The 20,347-nt window shown below is 49.2% G+C and carries 32 protein-coding genes, 3 tRNA genes and 1 pseudogene; 23 read left to right on the top strand and 13 right to left on the bottom strand.

Annotated features, from left to right (window positions below; all coding sequences use genetic code 11):
• Positions 1 to 90: 90 nt before the first annotated feature.
• A complete protein-coding gene (locus ELK40_RS17695; protein WP_008502540.1) occupies positions 91 to 447 on the bottom strand; it encodes a hypothetical protein in 357 nt (118 codons plus the stop codon).
• Between the two features lie 386 nt (positions 448 to 833).
• Here ELK40_RS17695 and ELK40_RS17690 point away from each other — a divergent pair.
• The 5 genes and pseudogenes from ELK40_RS17690 to ELK40_RS17670 all read left to right on the top strand — a co-directional run.
• A pseudogene (locus ELK40_RS17690) lies at positions 834 to 1,031 on the top strand (nucleotidyltransferase domain-containing protein); the annotation flags it as partial.
• A 158-nt stretch (positions 1,032 to 1,189) separates the two neighbouring features.
• The gene (locus tag ELK40_RS17685; RefSeq protein WP_127732076.1) at positions 1,190 to 1,966 is read left to right on the top strand and encodes an isocitrate lyase/phosphoenolpyruvate mutase family protein; all 777 of its coding nucleotides are present in this window, start codon (positions 1,190 to 1,192) and stop codon (positions 1,964 to 1,966) included.
• Positions 1,950 to 2,996, top strand: coding sequence for a methylated-DNA--[protein]-cysteine S-methyltransferase (locus ELK40_RS17680; RefSeq protein WP_127732827.1), 1,047 nt, complete (start codon positions 1,950 to 1,952; stop codon positions 2,994 to 2,996). Before ELK40_RS17685 ends, ELK40_RS17680 begins: the two co-directional genes overlap by 17 nt.
• Positions 2,997 to 3,615: 619 nt before the next feature.
• The gene (locus ELK40_RS17675; protein WP_033146325.1) at positions 3,616 to 4,155 is read left to right on the top strand and encodes a Panacea domain-containing protein; all 540 of its coding nucleotides are present in this window, start codon (positions 3,616 to 3,618) and stop codon (positions 4,153 to 4,155) included.
• 1 nt (position 4,156) lies between these two features.
• The gene (locus tag ELK40_RS17670; protein WP_033146324.1) at positions 4,157 to 4,624 is read left to right on the top strand and encodes a hypothetical protein; all 468 of its coding nucleotides are present in this window, start codon (positions 4,157 to 4,159) and stop codon (positions 4,622 to 4,624) included.
• Positions 4,625 to 4,659: 35 nt separating this feature from the next.
• Here ELK40_RS17670 and ELK40_RS17665 read toward each other — a convergent pair whose 3' ends face one another.
• From ELK40_RS17665 to ELK40_RS17610, 12 genes are all read right to left on the bottom strand, one after another.
• Positions 4,660 to 5,832: a DUF3596 domain-containing protein gene (locus tag ELK40_RS17665; protein ID WP_127732074.1), complete on the bottom strand. Its 1,173-nt coding sequence runs from the start codon at positions 5,830 to 5,832 to the stop codon at positions 4,660 to 4,662.
• On the bottom strand, positions 5,787 to 5,996 hold the full coding sequence (locus tag ELK40_RS22930) for a hypothetical protein (RefSeq protein WP_000050710.1): 210 nt from the start codon (positions 5,994 to 5,996) through the stop codon (positions 5,787 to 5,789). Before ELK40_RS22930 ends, ELK40_RS17665 begins: the two co-directional genes overlap by 46 nt.
• Entirely contained in the window at positions 5,986 to 6,297 is a 312-nt protein-coding gene (locus ELK40_RS17655; RefSeq protein ID WP_127732072.1) for a hypothetical protein, read from the bottom strand. The genes ELK40_RS22930 and ELK40_RS17655 overlap by 11 nt, the downstream gene beginning before the upstream one ends.
• 100 nt (positions 6,298 to 6,397) lie before the next feature.
• Positions 6,398 to 6,622: a hypothetical protein gene (locus ELK40_RS22925; protein WP_127732071.1), complete on the bottom strand. Its 225-nt coding sequence runs from the start codon at positions 6,620 to 6,622 to the stop codon at positions 6,398 to 6,400.
• Positions 6,619 to 6,840, bottom strand: coding sequence for a hypothetical protein (locus tag ELK40_RS22920; RefSeq protein WP_126817214.1), 222 nt, complete (start codon positions 6,838 to 6,840; stop codon positions 6,619 to 6,621). Before ELK40_RS22920 ends, ELK40_RS22925 begins: the two co-directional genes overlap by 4 nt.
• Positions 6,812 to 7,024 carry a hypothetical protein gene (locus tag ELK40_RS17640; RefSeq protein WP_023150192.1) on the bottom strand — a complete coding sequence of 71 codons (213 nt, stop codon included), beginning with the start codon at positions 7,022 to 7,024 and terminating at the stop codon, positions 6,812 to 6,814. Before ELK40_RS17640 ends, ELK40_RS22920 begins: the two co-directional genes overlap by 29 nt.
• Before the next feature lie 25 nt (positions 7,025 to 7,049).
• The gene (locus tag ELK40_RS17635) at positions 7,050 to 7,382 is read right to left on the bottom strand and encodes a hypothetical protein (RefSeq protein ID WP_127732069.1); all 333 of its coding nucleotides are present in this window, start codon (positions 7,380 to 7,382) and stop codon (positions 7,050 to 7,052) included.
• The gene (locus ELK40_RS17630; protein WP_103142033.1) at positions 7,375 to 7,596 is read right to left on the bottom strand and encodes a hypothetical protein; all 222 of its coding nucleotides are present in this window, start codon (positions 7,594 to 7,596) and stop codon (positions 7,375 to 7,377) included. Before ELK40_RS17630 ends, ELK40_RS17635 begins: the two co-directional genes overlap by 8 nt.
• 106 nt (positions 7,597 to 7,702) lie before the next feature.
• Entirely contained in the window at positions 7,703 to 8,089 is a 387-nt protein-coding gene (locus ELK40_RS17625) for a S24 family peptidase (RefSeq protein ID WP_127732067.1), read from the bottom strand.
• A 60-nt stretch (positions 8,090 to 8,149) separates the two neighbouring features.
• Positions 8,150 to 8,368 carry a hypothetical protein gene (locus ELK40_RS17620; protein ID WP_127732065.1) on the bottom strand — a complete coding sequence of 73 codons (219 nt, stop codon included), beginning with the start codon at positions 8,366 to 8,368 and terminating at the stop codon, positions 8,150 to 8,152.
• The gene (locus ELK40_RS17615) at positions 8,365 to 8,580 is read right to left on the bottom strand and encodes a hypothetical protein (protein ID WP_063132040.1); all 216 of its coding nucleotides are present in this window, start codon (positions 8,578 to 8,580) and stop codon (positions 8,365 to 8,367) included. Before ELK40_RS17615 ends, ELK40_RS17620 begins: the two co-directional genes overlap by 4 nt.
• Before the next feature lie 171 nt (positions 8,581 to 8,751).
• On the bottom strand, positions 8,752 to 9,420 hold the full coding sequence (locus tag ELK40_RS17610) for a LexA family transcriptional regulator (RefSeq protein WP_127732063.1): 669 nt from the start codon (positions 9,418 to 9,420) through the stop codon (positions 8,752 to 8,754).
• A gap of 98 nt (positions 9,421 to 9,518) precedes the next feature.
• Between ELK40_RS17610 and ELK40_RS17605 the strand changes: the two genes are divergently transcribed.
• The 18 genes from ELK40_RS17605 to ELK40_RS17520 all read left to right on the top strand — a co-directional run bounded on the left by ELK40_RS17605 (position 9,519) and on the right by ELK40_RS17520 (position 20,267).
• Entirely contained in the window at positions 9,519 to 9,743 is a 225-nt protein-coding gene (locus ELK40_RS17605; RefSeq protein ID WP_127732061.1) for a helix-turn-helix transcriptional regulator, read from the top strand.
• Positions 9,715 to 10,017 (top strand): hypothetical protein, encoded by a 303-nt coding sequence (locus ELK40_RS17600; protein WP_045354481.1) that lies wholly within the window; start codon positions 9,715 to 9,717, stop codon positions 10,015 to 10,017. The genes ELK40_RS17605 and ELK40_RS17600 overlap by 29 nt, the downstream gene beginning before the upstream one ends.
• 428 nt (positions 10,018 to 10,445) lie before the next feature.
• A complete protein-coding gene (locus ELK40_RS17595) occupies positions 10,446 to 12,062 on the top strand; it encodes a DEAD/DEAH box helicase (RefSeq protein ID WP_127732059.1) in 1,617 nt (538 codons plus the stop codon).
• Positions 12,059 to 13,033: a toprim domain-containing protein gene (locus ELK40_RS17590; RefSeq protein ID WP_127732057.1), complete on the top strand. Its 975-nt coding sequence runs from the start codon at positions 12,059 to 12,061 to the stop codon at positions 13,031 to 13,033. The genes ELK40_RS17595 and ELK40_RS17590 overlap by 4 nt, the downstream gene beginning before the upstream one ends.
• Entirely contained in the window at positions 13,033 to 13,893 is an 861-nt protein-coding gene (locus tag ELK40_RS17585) for a helix-turn-helix domain-containing protein (RefSeq protein ID WP_127732055.1), read from the top strand. Before ELK40_RS17590 ends, ELK40_RS17585 begins: the two co-directional genes overlap by 1 nt.
• Positions 13,890 to 14,693: an antitermination protein gene (locus ELK40_RS17580; RefSeq protein ID WP_127732053.1), complete on the top strand. Its 804-nt coding sequence runs from the start codon at positions 13,890 to 13,892 to the stop codon at positions 14,691 to 14,693. Before ELK40_RS17585 ends, ELK40_RS17580 begins: the two co-directional genes overlap by 4 nt.
• Positions 14,694 to 14,866: 173 nt before the next feature.
• The gene (locus tag ELK40_RS17575; RefSeq protein ID WP_102790075.1) at positions 14,867 to 15,061 is read left to right on the top strand and encodes a hypothetical protein; all 195 of its coding nucleotides are present in this window, start codon (positions 14,867 to 14,869) and stop codon (positions 15,059 to 15,061) included.
• 86 nt (positions 15,062 to 15,147) lie between these two features.
• Positions 15,148 to 15,642 carry a hypothetical protein gene (locus ELK40_RS17570; protein WP_127732051.1) on the top strand — a complete coding sequence of 165 codons (495 nt, stop codon included), beginning with the start codon at positions 15,148 to 15,150 and terminating at the stop codon, positions 15,640 to 15,642.
• Between the two features lie 89 nt (positions 15,643 to 15,731).
• Positions 15,732 to 15,808, top strand: a tRNA-Ile gene (locus ELK40_RS17565).
• A gap of 77 nt (positions 15,809 to 15,885) precedes the next feature.
• Positions 15,886 to 15,961: transfer RNA gene (locus ELK40_RS17560), tRNA-Thr, on the top strand.
• Between the two features lie 3 nt (positions 15,962 to 15,964).
• Positions 15,965 to 16,039: transfer RNA gene (locus tag ELK40_RS17555), tRNA-Gly, on the top strand.
• Positions 16,040 to 16,370: 331 nt separating this feature from the next.
• The gene (locus ELK40_RS17550) at positions 16,371 to 16,769 is read left to right on the top strand and encodes a putative holin (RefSeq protein WP_032666047.1); all 399 of its coding nucleotides are present in this window, start codon (positions 16,371 to 16,373) and stop codon (positions 16,767 to 16,769) included.
• Complete coding sequence (locus tag ELK40_RS17545; RefSeq protein ID WP_127732049.1) at positions 16,766 to 17,041, top strand: phage holin family protein; 276 nt, start codon at positions 16,766 to 16,768, stop codon at positions 17,039 to 17,041. The genes ELK40_RS17550 and ELK40_RS17545 overlap by 4 nt, the downstream gene beginning before the upstream one ends.
• A complete protein-coding gene (locus tag ELK40_RS17540; RefSeq protein WP_127732047.1) occupies positions 17,041 to 17,481 on the top strand; it encodes a lysozyme in 441 nt (146 codons plus the stop codon). Before ELK40_RS17545 ends, ELK40_RS17540 begins: the two co-directional genes overlap by 1 nt.
• A complete protein-coding gene (locus ELK40_RS17535) occupies positions 17,478 to 18,023 on the top strand; it encodes a hypothetical protein (RefSeq protein ID WP_127732045.1) in 546 nt (181 codons plus the stop codon). The genes ELK40_RS17540 and ELK40_RS17535 overlap by 4 nt, the downstream gene beginning before the upstream one ends.
• A 77-nt stretch (positions 18,024 to 18,100) precedes the next feature.
• The gene (locus tag ELK40_RS17530; RefSeq protein WP_063927875.1) at positions 18,101 to 18,331 is read left to right on the top strand and encodes a hypothetical protein; all 231 of its coding nucleotides are present in this window, start codon (positions 18,101 to 18,103) and stop codon (positions 18,329 to 18,331) included.
• An 81-nt stretch (positions 18,332 to 18,412) separates the two neighbouring features.
• A complete protein-coding gene (locus ELK40_RS17525) occupies positions 18,413 to 19,420 on the top strand; it encodes a tyrosine-type recombinase/integrase (protein WP_127732043.1) in 1,008 nt (335 codons plus the stop codon).
• 244 nt (positions 19,421 to 19,664) lie between these two features.
• Positions 19,665 to 20,267, top strand: coding sequence for a hypothetical protein (locus tag ELK40_RS17520; RefSeq protein WP_032625746.1), 603 nt, complete (start codon positions 19,665 to 19,667; stop codon positions 20,265 to 20,267).
• Positions 20,268 to 20,347 lie beyond the last annotated feature (80 nt).

Below are 20,347 nucleotides of genomic sequence, written 5' to 3'. Positions count from 1 at the left end.
AAATGCGCACTGCGTAAACGCCCGAGGTGCTAATTATATTCGAAGAAATAAAAAAGGCCGCAAGCGCGACCTTTTTGCGAGCATAAATATTTACTCAGTGACTTTCTTTTCCAGCTCGCTGGCACCTTCTTTGGTTTTGTTCCAGCCTTTCTCAGCGCCTTCTTTGGTGGCATCCCACCCTTTCTCGGTGCCTTCTTTGGTTTTATGCCAGGCTTTCTGGGAATCTTCGCTGACCTTGCTGCCAAAGCTTTCGCTTTTACCTTCCGCAGCATGCTTCTGTTTCAGCTTCAGCTCTTCACCTTTGTTCTGCTCTTCGTGCAGTTTTTGCTTCGCCTCGTTGGCGTTTGCGTTCGCCGCCGCGACGGTATCGTCAGTTGCATGTGTGGTCGCAGCAAATACTGGGGAAGCCAGCAGAACGGCAGATAATGCGATAATTGTTTTTTTCATAATATCCTCATTTAACGTTATCGGTTATGAGCGTGATTCAGCATGGCACAGGCGAAACGGGATGGCTTTAGGAAAAAACTGTAATGAGATCAACATGCCCCGATGAGGGGTATTTCGCCTGAGGATTATCCAAAGGATAAAACGCCTATTTCCGCGAGGGCGGCGAGGGTCAGGAGAATGAATATTATGACGGTTATGGGTCTGTACATGGTGGGGCTCCTTCCGGGGTGAGCGGCTATTCCGTAGCGCTGGGTGGGGGTGTTTTTTAATTCTCTATAGGGGGAGGGGCGGTGTCGTTGATGTTGGTCAAAGGGAGAGGGTAGCTTCTCAAGCGAGAAGATGAATGAGCTCTGTCAGGGCTGGACGTAGTGATTGTGGTGGAATGATCGCAGATTCACTCCCTTCTCGCTGGCGGCTCGCTTGTTCATGGCGGGTTTGATAAATACTCCGATCTCGATTTTGTCGTTGTGGTAGACCCTCTCTACTATGACGAAATCATGGCTCAGCGTATTGTGCTCGCCGGAACACTGGGTCACCTGCTCCATGCTTTCACCGGGGAACATGTGGGAGAGCCTCGTCTGCTTAGCCATGCTGAAAGCCGGAGCCCGGGCCTGAAAGGTTTTGGTCTGTTCCGCCCCCCATGTTCAGACGACGTTTGCTAAAAAATGGTCGTCTGAATTTCGGTTGTGAGGTTCTTCCTGAGTGCTTAGATTCATTTTCAATCTATCGAGAGGATATGAATATGAACTTTGCAGAACGCCACTATCAGCATGAGCCTCTTCTTATCGCCAACGTCTGGGATGCCGCCAGTGCTGTCGCAGCGCAAAAAGCAGGCTACCAGGTTCTGGGAACGTCCAGTGCAGCTATAGCGTCCACACTGGGATATGACGACGGGCAGCGAGTGCCGTTTGATGAGTTATTTTATATGGTCACCCGGATCCGGGCTGCCAGCAGCCTGCCATTGAGCGTTGACATGGAAGCAGGGTATGGTGATTCAGCCGAAGAGATAGCAGACAATCTGCGGCGCCTTGCTCAGACAGGCGTCTCAGGCGTTAACCTCGAAGACAGCCGAGTCATAAACGGGGTTCGTCAGCTTGACGATGCCTCTGATTTTTCCCGTAACCTGAGAACAGTATGCGATACGCTGAGAAGCGAAAATTACAGCCTGTTTCTGAACATCCGGACTGACACTTTCCTGCTCGGGCATGAAGACGCGTTGCAGGAGACGATATTACGGGGTCAACGCTACAAAGCTGCAGGTGCTGACGGCCTTTTTGTTCCCTGCCTGACTTCAGAGAAAGACATCAGCCTCATTGCAGAGGCAACGGGATTGCCTTTGAATGTCATGTGTATGCCCGATCTTCCGGCATTCGACAGGCTGAAACGGGCAGGGGTAAGCCGCATTTCAATGGGCAGTTTTGTTCATTCAGCGATGCAGTCAACGCTGATTGATGTCATGCATGTGATCCGATTTCGTCAGACGTTTGAAGGACTTTTTGGTGATGAAAATAACCGATAAAAATCTGTGCGATATCTGGTATCAGGCATTACTTGAACGTGCTTCAGACTACACTGGCGTGTTTTTTGTTGGCGTCAAAACCACTGGTGTATTCTGCATTTCGGTATGCCGGGCGCGAAAGCCCAAGCGCGAAAATGTCGAATTTTATAAAGATGCCAAATCTGCCCTGGCGGACGGCTTTCGTCCCTGTAAGGTCTGCAGACCTGCGGAAAATGCGCACAGCGCGCCATTATTCGTTGAGCAGGCGCTTGCGCTTGTCAGGCGCGATATCAAATCCCGTGTAGCAGACGCGGAGCTTCGTCAGCATGGCATCAGCCCGGAGCGGGTAAGGCGCTGGTTCCTGCAACATCACGGCATCACTTTTCAGGCTTTCCAGCGAATGCAGCGGGTGAACGTTGCCCTGCAGGAGCTAAAAAGTGGACGAGCGGCGACTGACGTTGCGCTGGACAATGGCTATGAATCGCTTAGCGGCTTTGGTTATACCTACAAGCGGCTTACTGGCGCAGCGCCGACTCAGGCAACCCAGGTGATAGTCATTCACCGGTTTACCACGACGCTTGGGCCGATGTTTGTCTGCGCGACAGAGCGGGGAGTCTGTCTGCTGGAGTTTACCGATCGCCGGATGTTAGAAACAGAATTTCGCGATATCCAGCGTTTATTTAACGCCAGAATCGTCACCGGCGAAAACAGCCATACCCGGCAGACAATAAAAGAGATCGGCGAGTATTTTGCCGGAACCCGCCGACAGTTTGATCTGGCTTTAGATGCTCCGGGCAGTGATTTTCAACAATCCGTCTGGCATGCGTTGCGTGCTGTTCCCTATGGACAGACCTCACACTATCAGGCCATTTCACTACGGCTTAATAAGCCCAATGCTGTGCGCGCCGTCGCTGCCGCTAACGGTGCCAACCGGATTGCGATTGTGATCCCCTGTCACAGGATAATTGGAAAAGATGGCGCGATGACAGGTTACGGAGGGGGGATTTCACGCAAAGAATGGCTCATTGAGCATGAGAGAAATAATGTTTAATGGCGTGATGTTTCTGTGTCGCCGGGAAATTTTACGGACTTCGCGGGACATGTTGAGGGTACAAAAAAGCCCGCAGGGCTTGCGCCGTGCGGGCTCTTAGGACTTCATCGGATGACTCTGGTAATCACCGATGGAGAATTTTGGTGGAGCTGGCGGGAGTTGAACTTGCGTCCGAAAGGTATTTAACTAATTGAAAATAAACAATTATGTCACTGTGACAGGCATCAAGTGCATTTTACGTGCATATTGAGGTCTGTCTAACGTCCTGATTCTGTCCAACATCTTGAAATATTTCCTGCATTATTAAGCCCTAGTAATCTCCGTCATAAAACCTATGCAAAAAGTGCTATTGTTTGCTTTGTCAACGAAAACTCTCGCGAGCTCGCAACTCTTTACAATGTAAGGATTGTCTAGCAATGTGCCATTACCTTTGGGGTAAATGTATCGAACGCGCAGGTATCGTGTAAAATGTTGGCATGAAATGACTCTAAACATGCCTCTAAAATGATCAACCAATGGTTGATTATTCATTATAGCTGGCTATAAACTGTGCCTAGATAGGACAAAAAGTCCTAATGAGTTGTTACTTCATAAAGCCATTTGTATGAAAGGTGTCGAGATGCTTAAGATTCGGTTCGATTCAGAAAAGGCTTTAGAGGCCATTCTGTATGTAGCCTCTAAAGCACCCGTACCTGACATTTACCATGTCGGGAAAATCCTTTACTACGCTGACCGCGCTCACCTGGAGCGTTATGGTCGTCTCATTACCGGCGATGAGTACAAGGCTATGAAAGATGGCCCAGTCGCAGAAAACACCTATGACATCATCAAAATTGCCCAAGGTAAGGGACGCTTCATTCCAAATGGAATCGAAGTTGAAGACATAAAGTCAGCGCTTCGGGTTTATGAGAAATCGCATAACTACCGTGTAGAGCCTTTGCGCCCTGTTGATGATGATGTTTTCAGTGATTCTGATCTTAAATGTATTGACGAGGCAATCGAGATGATTGGCAAGCTATCATTTGGTCAGATTCGTGAAATGAGTCACGATGAAGTTTGGTCTTCGGCAAACGAAAATGGTGAAATCCCTCTGGAAGTTATCGCCGGAAGCTGTAAAGATGCTGACTTACTGATTTCCCATCTTTTCAGCGGAAGATAGAATGCCTAATTTAGGGGACATTTTCCCTTCAAATTTTGCCCAAACTTTTGCGTCACATCATCAACTTTCTGTTGGTGATGTGATTTATCTCTTCTGCGATTTTACAACTCCAGAGAAGCATAAATACATGGTGGTTTGCTGCTGCGAACCCCTTCTCGTTTTGCTTATAAATTCAGATATTAGCGAGTACATCCTTGCTCGCCCCCATTTGCTTCAGTGCCAGGTTGATTTGCTTGAAGCAGATCATCCCTTCCTTGAATGGGATTCGTTCGTAAATTGTATAGAAGCCCATCAAGCGTTTGATCTGGAAGTAGTCAAGGAGCAGATAACTTCGAACTATACGCAGACATATAAAGGACGTGTTGCTGGCTATTGTCTGCGCTCAATTTATGAAGCTGTTGAGCTATCGGAAACGATGCTCCGTAGACACAAACGATTGATTCTTGAGTCGATGCAGCAATATGTTTAAACCCGGTCAACACCGGGTTTTTTGTCCTTCACATTTTACCTAACTGCCTCTTTTGCGGTTTTACCGTCATATTCAGCCAGATATTTACCGTAATTGCGGAATATCATTTCCGGCCCTTTGTGGCCCATCTGTCCGGCTAGCCAGAAGAGGTTAACACCCTGGCTAATATGCTTGGTGGCGAATGTGTGCCGTGTCTGGTACGGGTTACGATAGCGCACGCCAGCTTTTTTTAGGGTCGGTACCCATGCTTTTTTACGGATCGCGTCGGCGTTCGCCCAGGGCTCTCCCGTTTTCGGATCGCTGAATATAAACTCACTTTTCATAAAGGTGTATTGTTTCTGCGCCTTCAGGGCTGCCAGCGCCTCACTGTTTAGCTCAACCTTACGGGTACCGGCTTTTGTCTTGGTGCCTTTAAGTACCCCTACGACACTGGCCGCCTGAACGTGGGCTGTGTTCGCGATGGTGTCGAGATCAGGCCAGCGCAGCGCGCACAGTTCGGAGCTCCGCAGACCGGTATTGAAAGCAAAGCGGAACAGGTTTTCCCATTCCGAGTACCTGCAGCTCTGGTAAATGGCGAGGGTCTCCGCTGGCGTGAAAGGGTCAACCTCGTAATCATCGGCGCTCGGGGTGCTGTCGATCACGTGGTATCGGCTGGCGCTGACGAGGGTTACCGGGTTTATGGTCAGCAGGCCATCCGTAACAGCCTCATCGATGGCGCTGCGCAGAAACGAAAGGTTATTCCTGGTCGTTTTCAGCTTTGTTTTCCGGCTGGCTATCCAGTTTTTAAGGACCGCTGGCGTCAGTTCTGACACGTGGAGTTTATGCAGTGCTGACAGCGCCGACAGGCATTTTTCATAGCCGTTGATAGTCGACGGGGACAGGTTGCGGTTCTGGCAGATTTTCAGGTACTCGTCCAGGTAAGACTTTATGTTTTTGGTTTTCTTCACCACCCCGAACAGCTCCAGCTTTTTGGAGTTGGGGAAATATTTCGCATATTCAAAGGTGCCACTGACGATCTGGTTTTGTATCTCCCCGAGCAGGCGCTCGGCGTACTTAACACCGCGCGCGTTTGCTTCCATTTTGGAGAGGGGCTCCCGGCACAGAACCCCTTTATATGTGAAAGTGATAACCAGAGTGTCGCCAGTTTTATGCTGGCGGATGGTTACTCCTCTTGGGAGAGATAATGATCCTTGTTCTTTCTTGCCCACTTTGAAACCTCCGTTAAGTCAATCCAGCGTTCTTTAACGCCATCGACTTTTAATACATGTACTCCCTCCTTCCATAACCCCCTTTGTATCCGTTTGTTAACGGCTTCTACCGTTTCCCCCGCGTCCCTGCAGTACGTAGAAAGGGGTACACAGTCAAGACTCATGGCTGACCTCCTGCCCGAAAGCCTGGGCATTTTCCAGTTCATTAGCGGCATAAATCAGGGCATTGTGATGAGCGCGAAAACCACCATCTAGTTCGCGAGCAGCTCTGTCGCGCAAGATGTCGATCGCAGCCTGATAGTCATTCTGGCAATCGGCCGACTTTTCGTCCGAACTGGCCGGCAGCTCCCCCAGCATCATCAACATGTTTTCAGGGTCGATGGGAATGGTGGCGAGCCCCAGCTCTTTGGCCTCCGCTGCTAAACGGGTCCAGCGTTCAATAATTTCAGTGGTACCTTTTTTCATGGCATACCTTAGAAACCTATCAAAAATTTATACTCAATCAGCGCGCCGAAAACGACGGCCACCAGCAACAGGCCAAACAGCATAGAGAGGAGGAAATACTTCATCGTGATGCCTCCCGAAAAACAGATCTGTACGCACGCAGCATGTCCCGAGACTTGCCGGATAAAACTGTTCTCATGAAGAACATCCCGCTACGGGTTGCTACGATTCCGGGGGTGTGTAGCAGCGTGACATCAACCACTCTGTTATGTTTACGGAACTCAAACAGTGTGCTTGTGATAACGATGTTCGCCACGGCGCCATAGTCCTGATGTTGAATTTTCATCTTCTGTCCTTCAGTTTGCTGTATCGTTCATGGCTCATTACTTCCCAGTTCTGGCCGCCGTCTCGGGACAGCAGCCGCCAGCGGCGATTAACCCTCAGGCTCAGGTTTCCGGAGCCGTGCATACGGCAGGGATGAATCCGCCTGGCCCTGAACTGGCGGAGTACATGGACCGCCTGCAGGTGTACCCACTCAGGAATTCGTATCGCTGTCAGGGCCATTGTCCTTCTCTCCTGCAGGTGGGGTGATCGTGTAACCGGCGCGTTCAGCCATCCATAAAAAAGTCTCCAGCGATGCTGTAACCTCGCCGTTCTGAACCGGGCGCGCGTGGATAACTTTCCCGTTCTCGATTGTCAGCACGATATTTACTGGTTCGTGCGTGATAATTGGTGTCTGATCACTCATGGCTTGTCTCCGCTGTGACTGATTTTTATTTCTTGGCAAACTCGACCAGCTCAGCAATGAGATCGTCGATTAATGCCTTTCCGCTTTCTGTCAGGAACTCACCGCTGCCATTCACATCTACGGCGTTGCTGTAAATTCCTCTGATGGCTTTTACGCCGTCGATATTCCCGTATTCACTGAGAGCCAGCTTTTCGAATCGTCTCAACAGACCATCAAGTAGTATTTCTGTTAATTCGACGGTGTTTATTCCCCCCTTAGGCATATTAATAATGATGCAGGTGCTTCCGGTTTTACGCTGGTGGCGTAATAACGCGGCTTTAAGTATTCGGCGCCGATATGTTTCTATTAATTTATCCATTGCGCTGTTCTTCCTCCAAGCTCATAACTATTTCTTCCTCCTTTTCCGTCCATCCGTGAATCTCAGCGGCTAGGTCATATACCAGAGCACATATAGTTTTAAGTTGAAATCTGTCGAGCTTGTCGTGATATTCATATAATGTTTGCGACAAACCTGATAACTGTTCTGCTTTGATATTTACGCCCTGAATATCCTGCCTTTTTAAAATGCTCATAATTACCGTCCATATGCTTTTTTAAGGTAAAGTCGGGCGATTACCTCATAACCGCAGGCCGCATAAAGGCATGCTGATCTATATGCCGTTTTATCTTTGATGAAAGTCATACGAAGCGCCTCACAGCTAAAGATGCGACTACTCTTCCGTGAATACGTATGTCTTTTTGCTCACCGACATTAAGCGTGAAAGTTTGGTAATGGAGATTGTCAGAAATAATCTTTAGCGACCCGTCCGGCAAGGGTTCTATTCGCTTGATGAACAGGCAGTTACGGCCAAAAACATCGCCGGTAAAAACATAGATGCCGGGTGTAAGAACGCGGCCTCCACAATCAACGAAAGCAATAACCTCACAGGGTTCGATAGTCGGCTGCATTGAATCACCTTCCATCCGGCAGCTCTTAACTCTGTTTCCAAAATCATTAATATTGTCAGAGCCGAACAGCATTTGTGGAGATTTAATTGGCTCGTTGAAAGAAAGTGAATTTTGCATTTTCATTTCCTCAGGGTGAGTTTGGTCACACCATTTAAGGTGTTTTATTAATTTTTTTACTTATAGTGATTTAATTTCGAAGTTATTTATTTGTTCGTTTACTTCTTCTAACGTTTTTACAACTAAAGTAATTAATGCGTGTTCTCTTATTTCTTCTTCGGATGTCATTTTTTCAAGGAGTAACCATAATGAAGATGAACAACAAGTTATATCGTGCGCCCAACTCATGACCATAGCGCTTGTTTCATCTTTATTGAGAACTACAGTATCAGTTATCATTGTTTGTTCTCCGGCCAGTCATGCCCGATTTCGCGATTTAAAACTGAAAGATTTTTCTTTAATTGGTTAATACAAATTTGAATGAGAGCTGCTGGCTTATAGCCAGTATCTGGATCAGATTCGGCATATTCAAGCACGTTTACCACGCGATCAATATCCATAGCTAGCTTATGGATGGGACCATTTTCAGATACCAATTGTTGAGTGCTCATCTTCCTGCTCCGTTTGCTTGTTGATGATTAAACAATACATAACGTATTAACCACCGTCAATACAAAACGGATTAATCTGATGTATTAATTTTTATCTAGATGTTTGTTAAGGGTTTTTTGTTTAATTTCGTGACGGAGGGGATAAAAAAAGCCGCTTTCGCGGCTTGTGCACTATGGCAGATTGGTTATCTTTGCGTCAACCACGACGCCGATAATACGGCAATTACCGTTTATGGGAATGATGGGATATTGAGGGTTTAACGGCTTGAGAAATCGTTGACCAGCATCGATAACCAGCTTTTTGAAAGTGGCCTCGTTATCCCCATCGAGCTTAGCGACAACTAACTTTCCGTTGATGGGTTCAACCTGAGGATCGACCAGTATAACCATGCCTTCAGGAATGCTAAGCCCAGCTGGCGATGTCATCGAATCCCCTCTGACATCTAACCAGAATGAATCTTCTGAACATTCCACGGTTGTATCATACCAGCGGTCGATCGCGCGCCTATCATATGGTTCCACTGCTTCCATCCAATCCCCTGCGCTGACCCAACTGATTACGGGGTAGCTTCCTTTCGATTCATTCATGGCGTGAAATGACACATTGTGATCAGCTCTTGCGTCGCTCACTGCGCCGTCAGCGTCAACCACAAAACCTGGCATTTGTAGAATTTTAAAAATTTTTGCTATGACCTCCAGGTTAGGTTCACGTCTTCCGTTCAGCCAATGGCCTAGCCCACCCTGTGTCATACCGAGTGCTTCAGCTAGCTGTTCTTGAGTCATTCCGACTTCTTTCATCCTGGATTTGGCCAGGTCCTGCCATCTCTGTTTCATAGACATGATTATTACAATCCGTATTTTTTGAGCAACTTCCATTTTGTATTATTATTTTATGTGTGTATAGTACGTTATGTATTATTTAGATAGGAACTATCCGAATGAGCGGTATTAAGAGCCTAAGGCTGAAAGCAAAAGTGACCCAGGGGGAGCTGGCAGCGTTGATCGCTAGCTCTCAGGGGGCCGTTAGCCACTACGAAACTGGTCGTCGAATCCCAGATATTGAAGTTGGGAAACGCATTGTGAGCGCCTTTAGGCAGCTCGGATATGAAACCAGTCTGGATGAGGTTTTTTCCGATGAACATACCGGAGAGCAACTTCGATAACGCACTGCTGCCGGATACCCACTCAAAAGCTGATGCCGAGTGGATTAAGCAGCAGTTACTTAGCCTGACACCAACTGCACGACAAAAAGCTATCCAGCGTTATGCAGCTGTGTATCAGGAGACGTTCGAGGCCGAACCCGTTTCATACCGCAAGGAGAACCGGGCAAGGCATGAAGCAAACACAAGGCTTCGCCTGTTTGTGAGAAATCAGGGCAGAGCTTTACAGGGGTATACCGCCGAACCTCCCCTGGCTGGAACGCAATCGCGATCCTGATTGTTTCGGGTTTAAAGGTACCCGAACAGAAGCAGGCTTAAAGGTGCCTGTTCAGGTTGGCAACCAACTGACCCAACTCCTCATATGTACTAGGGAAGTAGTACGTTTTTATGGGGAAGAGGGAAAGGGGGGTAAGGGGGGATTGGGTGTAGGGGCAGGAATAGGGTCTTTTCCAACAGGAGAGATCCATTGGTTAAGTAGATCACTGTCTTAAGGGCGCAATTTAAAAAAACGCATGTATCAGCAAGGCAGTACAGAGCGCTCAGGCGCTGAGAAACGAAAAGTGTTCTTCCTGGAAGAGTGATTTTTCAGAGGAGCTGAATCAGAAGGGAGGCTGGCAGCCTTTGAGGAGGCCACCAGCCATGTGAGGGGGAATCCATGAAAACCACATCACAAAATGATTATCTCATCAGCACGGGGGCAGCACAATGGAGCTGACGATCACGCCGAATTTTGCACAGGAAAGAGCGCTAAACATGTTGCGCCGTGAATGGAAGGCAAACGACACCTTCATGGTGTACTCGCCAACCGGTAGCGGTAAAACGGGTTTGGCCGCCTTCATCGTTGCCGGGTTTGTCAGCCGTGGTATGCGTGTCCTGTTCTGTGCACCGTACACCATCCTGATCGGTCAGACGGCTAATCGGTTCGTGGAGTACGGGTTACCGGGGGATGAAATCGGTTATATCTGGGCGGATCACCCGAACTACGATCCGGACCGGAAAATTCAGATTGCCAGCGCCGACACGCTTATTCGTCGTGTTTTTCCTGAAAATATCGATCTGCTGATTATCGACGAAGCACACCTGCGTAAAAAACGCATCCTGAAGGATATCGAACGTCTGCGCGGCAAAGGCGTAAAGGTGATTGGCCTGTCGGGTACTCCGTTTTCCCCATTCCTGGGCAAATACTATGACCGACTGATTAAGCCGACCACCATCGGCGAGTTAATCCAGCGTGGCGATCTGAGTAAATACGAATTTTACGCGCCAACTAAGCCGGATCTGAAAGGTGTTAAAACCAAAGCATCGCTTGAATACGGCAGCGATTACAACGAAACGCAGCTGGCTGAAATCATGTGCGGCTCTACGCTGGTGGGCGATATCGTACAGAACTGGCTGGAGAATGGCCGGGATCTGCCTACCATCGCTTTCTGTGTCAACGTAGCCCACGCCAATTACCTGACAATCCAGTTTAACCTGGCGGGTGTTAACGCTGAGGTAATGACCGCCGACACTCCAGTGGATGAGCGGCAGACCATCATTCACCGCTTTGAAACCGGTGCAACGAAAATCATCGTTAGTGTGGGTGTTCTGGTGGCCGGCTTCGATAGTGACGTTCGTTGCATCATCTACGCCAGGCCAACAAAAAGCGAAATTCGCTGGCTGCAGGCGCTCGGGCGTGGCCTGCGCACCGCACCGGGTAAAGAATCCTGCCTCATCTTCGATCACAGCGGCACCGTGCACCGTCTGGGTTATCCGGATTCAATCGAGTACGACGATCTTCCCGGTAAGTCTGACGGGATGGAGGAAAGCGCGCGCCGCGCAGCTGAGGAACGGGCCGAAAAGCTGCCACACGAATGCTCTCAATGCCATTACATGAAGCCAGCTGGCGTCTATGTATGCCCGAAATGTGGGCATAAGCCGCTGGGCGGTGAGGACGTCGATACCGACACCGGCCGCAAACTCAAAAAGCTGGGTAAAAACCAGCATCAGCCCACGAAGGCAGAGAAACAGGCCTGGTGGAGTCAGATCAAATTCTATCAGCGCCAGCGCGTATCGCAGGGGAAAAAGCCCGTCAGCAATGGCTGGTGCGCAAACACCTTTCGCGAACGGTTTGACGAGTGGCCTAACGGGTTGAACGATTTCCCGATGGAGATCACGCCGACCGTCTCTAATTTCATCCGGCACAAATTGATTGCGTATGCGAAAGGGCAGGAGAAGGCAAAGCGCCTGCAGGAGGCATCAGGAACGGCAGCTCCATCCTCAGTACAGCAAGCACAGAAAGCGATTAGCGATATCAAACAGCAGTTAGGAAAACGAGCATGAAGACGGCAGAAGCGGCAAAAGGTCAATGGGCAATGATTTTTGAGCACTTCGGGTTACCTCCCATTAATGCCAGAAATCACTTTAAAGGCGAATGTCCGGTATGTGGTGCGCGGGGAAAGCTGCGTATTGATGACCGGGACGGCCGGGGAACATGGATCTGTACCTGCGGCAGCGGTGACGGAATGAAGCTTGTCACTCTGACACAAGGGAAGCCATTCAATGAAATTTGCAGGGAAATAGACCAGCTGATTGGGAATAACTTTACCCGCGAAGCGTTCCCGCGCACTTCAGATGCAGTAAGTGCCCGTGATCGGGTTCTGTCCAAATTTTCGAGACTGGTCAACCTGAAAGGAACTACCGGGGCGGATTATCTGCAGGCCAGGGGAATTTATCAGCTCCCACAAGAGGCGGTGAAGTTCAATGATAAACAACGCTACGGCGGTAAGGTTTACCAGTGTCTGTATTCACTCGCAACTGACGACAAAGGCGAGCTTTGCTATCTGCACAGAACCTTACTGGACGGCAATCAGAAAGCCCAACTAAGGGATTCTGCCGGAGCGAAGCGCCAGAAATCTCTTCAGGACGAAAGCTATCTGGATCATGCCCGTTCAGTCGCTATTCGCATGTTCCCGGTAGCGACGACCCTCGGAATTGCCGAGGGTATCGAAACGGCTCTTTCCTGCAAGCAGCTGTACAACGTTAACACCTGGGCCACCATGACCAGCGGATTCATGAAGAAATTCCGTGTTCCTGCAGGTGTGAAAAATTTGATTATTTTCGCAGATCGAGACGTAAACAGCGCCACCGGATTGGCTGCGGCCACGGAATGCGCCCATGCCAACTTACTGGCAAAAAATGACCTGGAAAAAATCAGCATCTACTACCCGGATAACGGGGATTTTAACGACATGCTCATGAACGGCGATCAGGTTCGTGAGCTGGTTTTCCACAAGAAAAAGGCGGCTGCGTAATGCGTATTGATAACAACGAACATAAAGCACTATTCACCATCCCGACGGCAGCGCACAGCTCCGCCCTCGCAAACATCAAGCCTCTGCCCGAGCAACGGAGAATCACCGGGCATAAGCAGACTGACGCTTATCTTTGGGTGCTGGAGGTTATCCGCCTGAACGAACCCGCACATTTGGGCGCAGCCGAAGCCGCGCTGGAGAAAATTGAAATCTCCCCAAAAGAGGCCGAGGAACGTTACGCGCGTTATTTGCTGGCGAATGGTGGCGATCCTTTCCAGGTTGCCTTCGGTACAATCGGTATGGGTAACCCGGCACAGGCAATCAGGAACGCCCGGGAGAACATCAAAAAAGCAGCATCAGTCAGGGCCACGTTCGGCAGCTATGAGGCAGCTCTCGAAGATGTGGAGGCCGAGCGAGTAATCAAGTCTTCCCCGAAATTTATCGACGATCACCGTTGGGGATGGACTCCGGCCGAGAAGAAAGCTGGCAGCATTAACGGCAGCCGTATGTATGAAATTGATGATCAGCGTCGGGCATTTGTTGATGGATATCGCGATGTGTTGCCTGAGCCTTTTACGCTGTCCGATGTTGTTCGTGAATTTATTTACTGGGACTGGCTCTATAGCGTTCGCCACACTTCAAGCCAGGAGCTGGGCGATGAATTTGGTTACTCAGAGCATCACGAATCCGTATATGACCGCGAGCGCTACCTTGAAAAATTGCTGGCAACCATCAAACCCGTAACGCGCGTCGAAGCCGTGGAGGTATGTCGCTGGTTTCTTGACAGTGGAAAGGAGGAATTTATGGAAAACCACGGCGCGGCGGTGATTCTTAACCTGGTAGGGGAGTGTGAAGAATGAAACTGGAGGCATCACTAAAACACTTTAGCCCTCAGGGTATGCACATCAGCGACAACGTGAAAGGAACCTCTCCGGATCGTATCACTGGCACCGATGTTATGGCGGCCATTGGTACCACCAGCAGCCGAGCGCGGTTTGGTCTGGCTGCCTTCTTTGGTAAGACCGGGATCAGCAAAAGCGATGAGCAGCTGGCAGTACAGGCTCTGGCTCGTCATGCAATGGAATCAGCGCCCAGGAATGTACGTAAAGCAGCAGCAGGCGAGTTTGGCTGGTGCATGCTGGTGCTCGCACAATTCGCCTTTACCGAATACTCCCGTTCAGCGGAAACCAGCGTGACGTGTCACAGCTGCAGCGGCAGCGGATTAACCTCTCAGTATGAGGATGTGATCAAGCATCCTGGAGTCTTCAACTCTGACGGAATGGAAATCGTACCGCCGAAAATCAAGCACGAACTGGTCAAGCGTAAATGCGCGGCATGTAATGGTAAAGGTGAGCTGCTGGCCCGGTGCCGCTGCGGCGGAAAAGGTGAGGTGCTCGATCGCAAAGCCACAAGCGAGCGCGGCGCGCCGGTATTTAAAACCTGCGAGCGCTGCAGCGGAAATGGATTTTCTGGGGTGCCGTCTACTGCAGCCTATAAAGCGATACTGAGGCGAGTTCCAACTCTGCACGTCAGAACGTGGACCCGTAACTGGAAACCGTTTTTGGAGGGGCTTGTCGACGTCTGTCACAGGGAAGAACAAAAAGCAGACTCGGCGTTTCAGGACGCAACGAGCTTTCGTGATGATGCGAACAAAATTTAGCGTATTCGCGACTTAAAGCTTGATTTTGTCCGAACTTGTCGTGTATGATTCAAATCGTAGGTTATTGCGCCTACACGAAATCAAACCCGCCTCCGAGCGGGTTTTTTTATCTGCAGCAAGGTATTTACTCTTCTCATTTGATATGTTGTGTTTTTTCTACTGAGGGTCAGTTGATGAGCACAGATGAAAGCCTGTTAAGCAAGATTCAAGAAGTACGGATTGTTGAGGATGTTGAGCAAGTCAATTTGGGTCTTTCTAAAGGCTGGGTAATCCTAATGATTACCGAAAACACCACGATCTGGGAAGACGGTAGCAAAAGCAGTCGGGTTGCATATCATATGGGAAAACCTCAAAGACTACCTGTATAAAAATTTAACCCTGCCTATTGGTGGGGTTTTCTCATTATCATCCAAATGTCATACTGTTACCTTTCGCATGTTAAAAAGGCTTTCATATGACATCGTTTAATGATTTCAAAGAAAAACGGGCACAAGTTAAGCTTGCTATTGAAAAACATGATGAGCAACTCCGAAGTGTGTTCCGCGAATTTATGAGTCAATATATTGCTTCTTTTGATTTTCCTGGCGAGAGTTTTGTTGATGGCAAAGGGAATCAACGTAAGTATGTGAGCATTTTGTCAAAAGGTATACTCAGCGATGCTGATTCTTTAAATGTTCATCCTCATGATGGTATTACTGTAAGTGTAAATACAGTCCTTGATGATTCATCTAAAAATGATATTAGGATTGAGTCATTTACAATCAATATTCGTCTCGTCAATGGCCTAATAAATTTTGTTGTGACAGGTATGGGCTTTTTTGATGAAAAAACATTTTCAAGCGTGAGCGGCAAGGATAAATATGTAGACGTAATTGATTATATCAAGTCTGTCTTTCTAGATAATATCCTTAAAGATTACCCTGGTTCTAACCATTCTCCCGCTGAGTAGCTATTTTATGATGTTTGGCTGGATGTATGGCAAGCATAAAAACCATTGATATTGCGTGGTTAGTTTGACTTATGTATCATCTTGCTCCCGGCCCTTTAGCTCAGTTGGTTAGAGCGTGCGACTCATAATTGCCCGGTCGCTGGTTCAAGTCCAGCAAGGGTCACCAGACCGCCACTAGCTCATCGGGAAGAGCGGCAACTTAATGTTGTAGTACGAGGTTCGAGGCCCCGGTGGCGGACCAATGCCGACTTAGCTCAGTAGGTAGAGCAACTGACTTGTAATCAGTAGGTCACCAGTTCGATTCCGGTAGTCGGCACCATATGCGGGCATCGTATAATGGCTATTACCTCAGCCTTCCAAGCTGATGATGCGGGTTCGATTCCCGCTGCCCGCTCCAGTTTAAGCTTTTCAGTCTGCGATGATGGGTTACCCGGAGTGACTGAAAAGCGACCCAGTTTTGAATGGGCGCTGCTTTTTGCAAAGTTGCTGTATGAAAATACTGACCCTTTGGGTTCAGCGCTCATCCAAAAGCATCTCGTCGAAATCCAATTAACCTCGGGTGGTTTGTTGGATGAGGTGCCTCAAATTCAAATAGCCTCGCTTCGGCGAGGTTTTTTTCTAAGGCTGCCATTTGGTGGCCTTTTCTTGTTTCAGGCTCTGGGAACCATCATCGACATGCCTAATTATTCAATCGTCCCGAGGGCCTGAACCCTACACACGGAAATCTTATGTCTGATCCATTAACTGTAGCTGGTGGGTTTGCTGCCGGGACTGTGGGGGTTACGCTTGCTACCCTGTTTCCCGAAGCCACTCCCGGCGTAATGCTTTTCTCCCTCGGAGGTGCTGCGCTCTATGTGTTGACGTCTGAGCCGCACCAGATATGGAAACAGGCGGTATTCGCGATTATTTCGTTTCTTGGCGGCGTCTCGTTCGCGGTGCCTATGGCGACAATTATGGCTGGCGTTATTAATTCAGCACTGAGTTTGCTGACACCACCAGTGACCATCGAAGTATCACCAAATATCGGCGCGCTGGTGGCTGCATCCATTTCGGTCGCTATCCTTCTTCGCATTTTGTCCAAATCCAAAAACGGGAGCCTTCCCGGACTGGATGGGGGTGATGAATGATATGGGATTCGCTGATTCTTCACGCAAACGCGGTGGTTTGCCTGCTGATAATGTTCCGTCTGATGTTCTTCAACAAGACGGGAAAATCATACCGGCGTGGCGTCTCATTGTTTGCGTATCTGATAATTCTGTCAGCCGGGTATACCGCATTCCGGATCATCCACGGCGATTACATGCAGGTTGACCCTGGTGAATTCATGCTGAATGCGACGGTTTGCGTTGGGGTATGGGTTGCCGGTGGGAACCTGGCAAAATTTGTGAGGGCAACGTAATGCAAACCAGTGATAAAGGGATTTCCCTGATTAAAGAGTTTGAAGGATGCAAGCTTGCCGCTTACCAGGACAGCGTAGGCGTCTGGACGATTGGTTACGGGTGGACTCATCCTGTCGATGGAAAGCCAATTCGTGCCGGGATGACGATTAAACAGGAGACAGCAGAGCGCCTTCTGAAAACTGGGCTGGTCAGCTACGAAAATGACGTCTCGCGCCTGGTCAAGGTTGAGCTGAATCAGGGGCAGTTCGATGCGCTGGTGTCGTTCACGTATAATCTTGGTGCTCGCTCCCTGTCGACATCGACCCTCCTGCACAAACTCAACGCCGGTGATTACGCTGGCGCTGCCGACGAGTTCTTGCGCTGGAATAAAGCCGGTGGCAAAGTCCTGAATGGGCTGACCCGTCGGCGTGAGGCGGAGCGTGCTCTGTTCCTGTCGTGATTACCCTTGCTGATATTAAAGCATCATGGCGTCTGATACTGCTGGTGGCCCTCATTGCGGTAGTCGCCGAGCTGTGTGTCCTGCTGGCAAACAGCCGCTCTGACGTTGCTACGCTGAAGAGTGATAATGACGTTCTGCGCAGTGACAACACTCTGCAGGGGACGGTTATCGCTGCTCAGGCTTTCAACTTCAACCGGTTTAACCAGGTGGCCGAAAACGCCAGCCGACTAAATTCACTGATTGATGCCAACTCCGATAAAACTGTTATCGAATATCGGGAGATCCTCCGCCGTGAAAAAACCTGTGATCTGCCTGTTCCTGCTGATGTCGCTGGTGGGCTGCTCAGCTACACGAACAGTTTACGTGCCAGCGCAATGCACACCGATTCCGGGAACGCTGACGCAGCCGGTGATAGCACCACTACCACCAGCGCGCTGACTTATTGCCAGATTGTTCTCTGGGTCAAGCCGCTCCTGGCCGCCATCGAAAAAGCAAATAACCAGCTGGCTGGAATACGTGAAATTGAGATGAGCCGGGAATGATTCCAGCTCTTGAAAATGTCTAATTTGCCCCAAATTCAAAAAAGCCATAAATGATGTGGTTAATAAGAGGAGTTGCGATGTTAGACGGATACTTCAAACTCGATGAAGATAGTGGTGATGTCTTTATTGAAAAGCGTAAGCGTTTGCTGGCGGTACAAGCTGCTTTAGAAATTGCCAAAGCATCTGCTGGTTCAGCCTCAGGAGATTCTTCGGGTGGCACAATGTATGGGGATTTAAACCAGGCTGCAGAGCATATTGCCAAATTGGCAGATGCAATTCAGGATGCGCTTGAATCCGATGATGAGTAATTAGACTTTAGACCAAACCGTCCATATCGGGCGGTTTTTTATTGCAATTACAATTTGTAGAACTCTCCAGAGGTGTTCTGTATGGCTTCGATAAAAGAATCCACTGATGCCCATGGACAATCAAAATATTACGTCCACTGGAAGGATGAAAAATCCGGTCATGGACGCCGCCGCATCTTTAAGAATATTGATGATGCTGCACATCTTTTCTGGAAAAAACAGAATATCGAGCTGGATTGTCGAACCGCCAGCTGGACCGGAATAGACCACTCATGGACTTTCCGAAAGTTAATTCTGTTTTATCTTGGCTATCAGGCGGGAAAGCTGGAAAAAAATATTATACGGCTGTCGTCTTATACGAAATGCCGTCACGATATTCTCGCCGTAGACGGGCCGATACTGGAAAAAAATATTCTCCATATCAGCCATCGCGATATCGTTGATTCGGTTCGCACCGGCTGCCATCGCTGGATTCGTTCGGCTTTCTTCCTGCTGGTGGAAAAGCGGCTCATCACTTTTAACCCTGTTGACCGTCCCGCGCGCCGGAAGCGTCGACCCATCACCATACCGCCATCATCATCGGTCAGAGAGCTACTGAACAACGCGCCAGTTCGTGAGCGTATCGCGTGCTGGCTCGGGATTTGTGGCTTGCGCATCGGTGAGGCTCTGGCGGTTACTTATAACGACGTGTCAGCCGACTGGATTGACATCCGGGGGCATGTTGTTGACGGCGTTATACATGAGGGGCTGAAAAGAGGTGTTGAGCGCCGGGTACGGATGCCGCGTGAGCTTTTCGCGTTGCTGGATAAAAATAAGCTTGGTTCCTCTGAGCCTCTTATCAGCAATCAGTTTACCGGCGCGTGCCTTGCTACCAGTTACGGCACTCAGGGCGTTCTCGTCAGAACCCTGAACGACTATGGCGTTAAGCGATTCCATCATCTTCGCCACTTTGCTGTATCTCGCCTGGCAAACAAAGGCGTTGATATTCTGAAGGTTTCCCGACTTATTGGGCATTCGAACATCAAAACCACAATGGACGTTTACGGTCACCTTTTTGGTGAAGTGGTGGAGATGGATTTGGACGACTGAGTTATCCACATAGTGGAAATATTAGGGCGATCCACTATCTCCCCATTCTGCGCGGCCTCCGGGCATCAAATCGCAGTTTTCCCGAAAAAAAGGATATGCCGCATTTTTACCCCCTCTGATATGCCGCACTTGGCACCAGAGAGGACGCGGCCTGCACGCCAGAATTTACCGCGTGATACGCCGCACCCGGATCGGAGAAATTGGATTTTGAACAAAAAATAATCACATTGACTTAGGCGGAAGTATGGCTCCTAAAAAAAGCTTCAGAAAAGCCTACGTCGGTATCGTTATGGACATGGCATTAGCCCGTAGCAAAATCAGCAATCGGATGGTTGCTCAGCGCTTAGGTGTGGACGAGACGACGATCCGTCGCTGGCGTAAAGAGAATATCGAGTTTGAGCGCGCTTTCACTGAGGCTCGCGAAGCTCTCAGAGAGAAAATAAACCGCGTCGCCGGTAAGAGCCTGGACGTTCGTAAACGGAAGGTTGTCACCACATCGCCGGATGGTGTGAAAACCACGATTGAAGATGTGCTGCCCACGCACAACGATATTGCTGTTTTCTCAAAGGTGCTCGGTCTTGGTACCAGCGTCTATAGCGAGGAAGAACGTCAGCGTGATGTGCTTCGCGAGGTGATGAAACACAAGGTAGCCGGGAAATACTCCGCGCTGGAGGCGGCGCAGCTGCTTGAGGCTGAGGGAGTAAAAGTTCCGGCAACCCTGCTTATGGAGCTGGGAGCACCGAAAATTTTCGAACCGTTCAATAATATGGACGAGGCAGCCAAAGCCGACGCGGCGAACCTGACCCCGCAGGAAGCAGCCGATATCTACAAAAAATACCTGGGCTGAAAATTGCAAAAACAGGCGTTTCGAACTGTAAAAACGCTATGCACTTTTTGACCCGTTTTATGCACGTTTTATTCATCCCG

The organism is Enterobacter sp. N18-03635 (assembly GCF_004006055.1).
Classification (GTDB): domain Bacteria; phylum Pseudomonadota; class Gammaproteobacteria; order Enterobacterales; family Enterobacteriaceae; genus Enterobacter; species Enterobacter vonholyi.
This window is presented reverse-complemented; position numbering and strand designations above follow the sequence as displayed.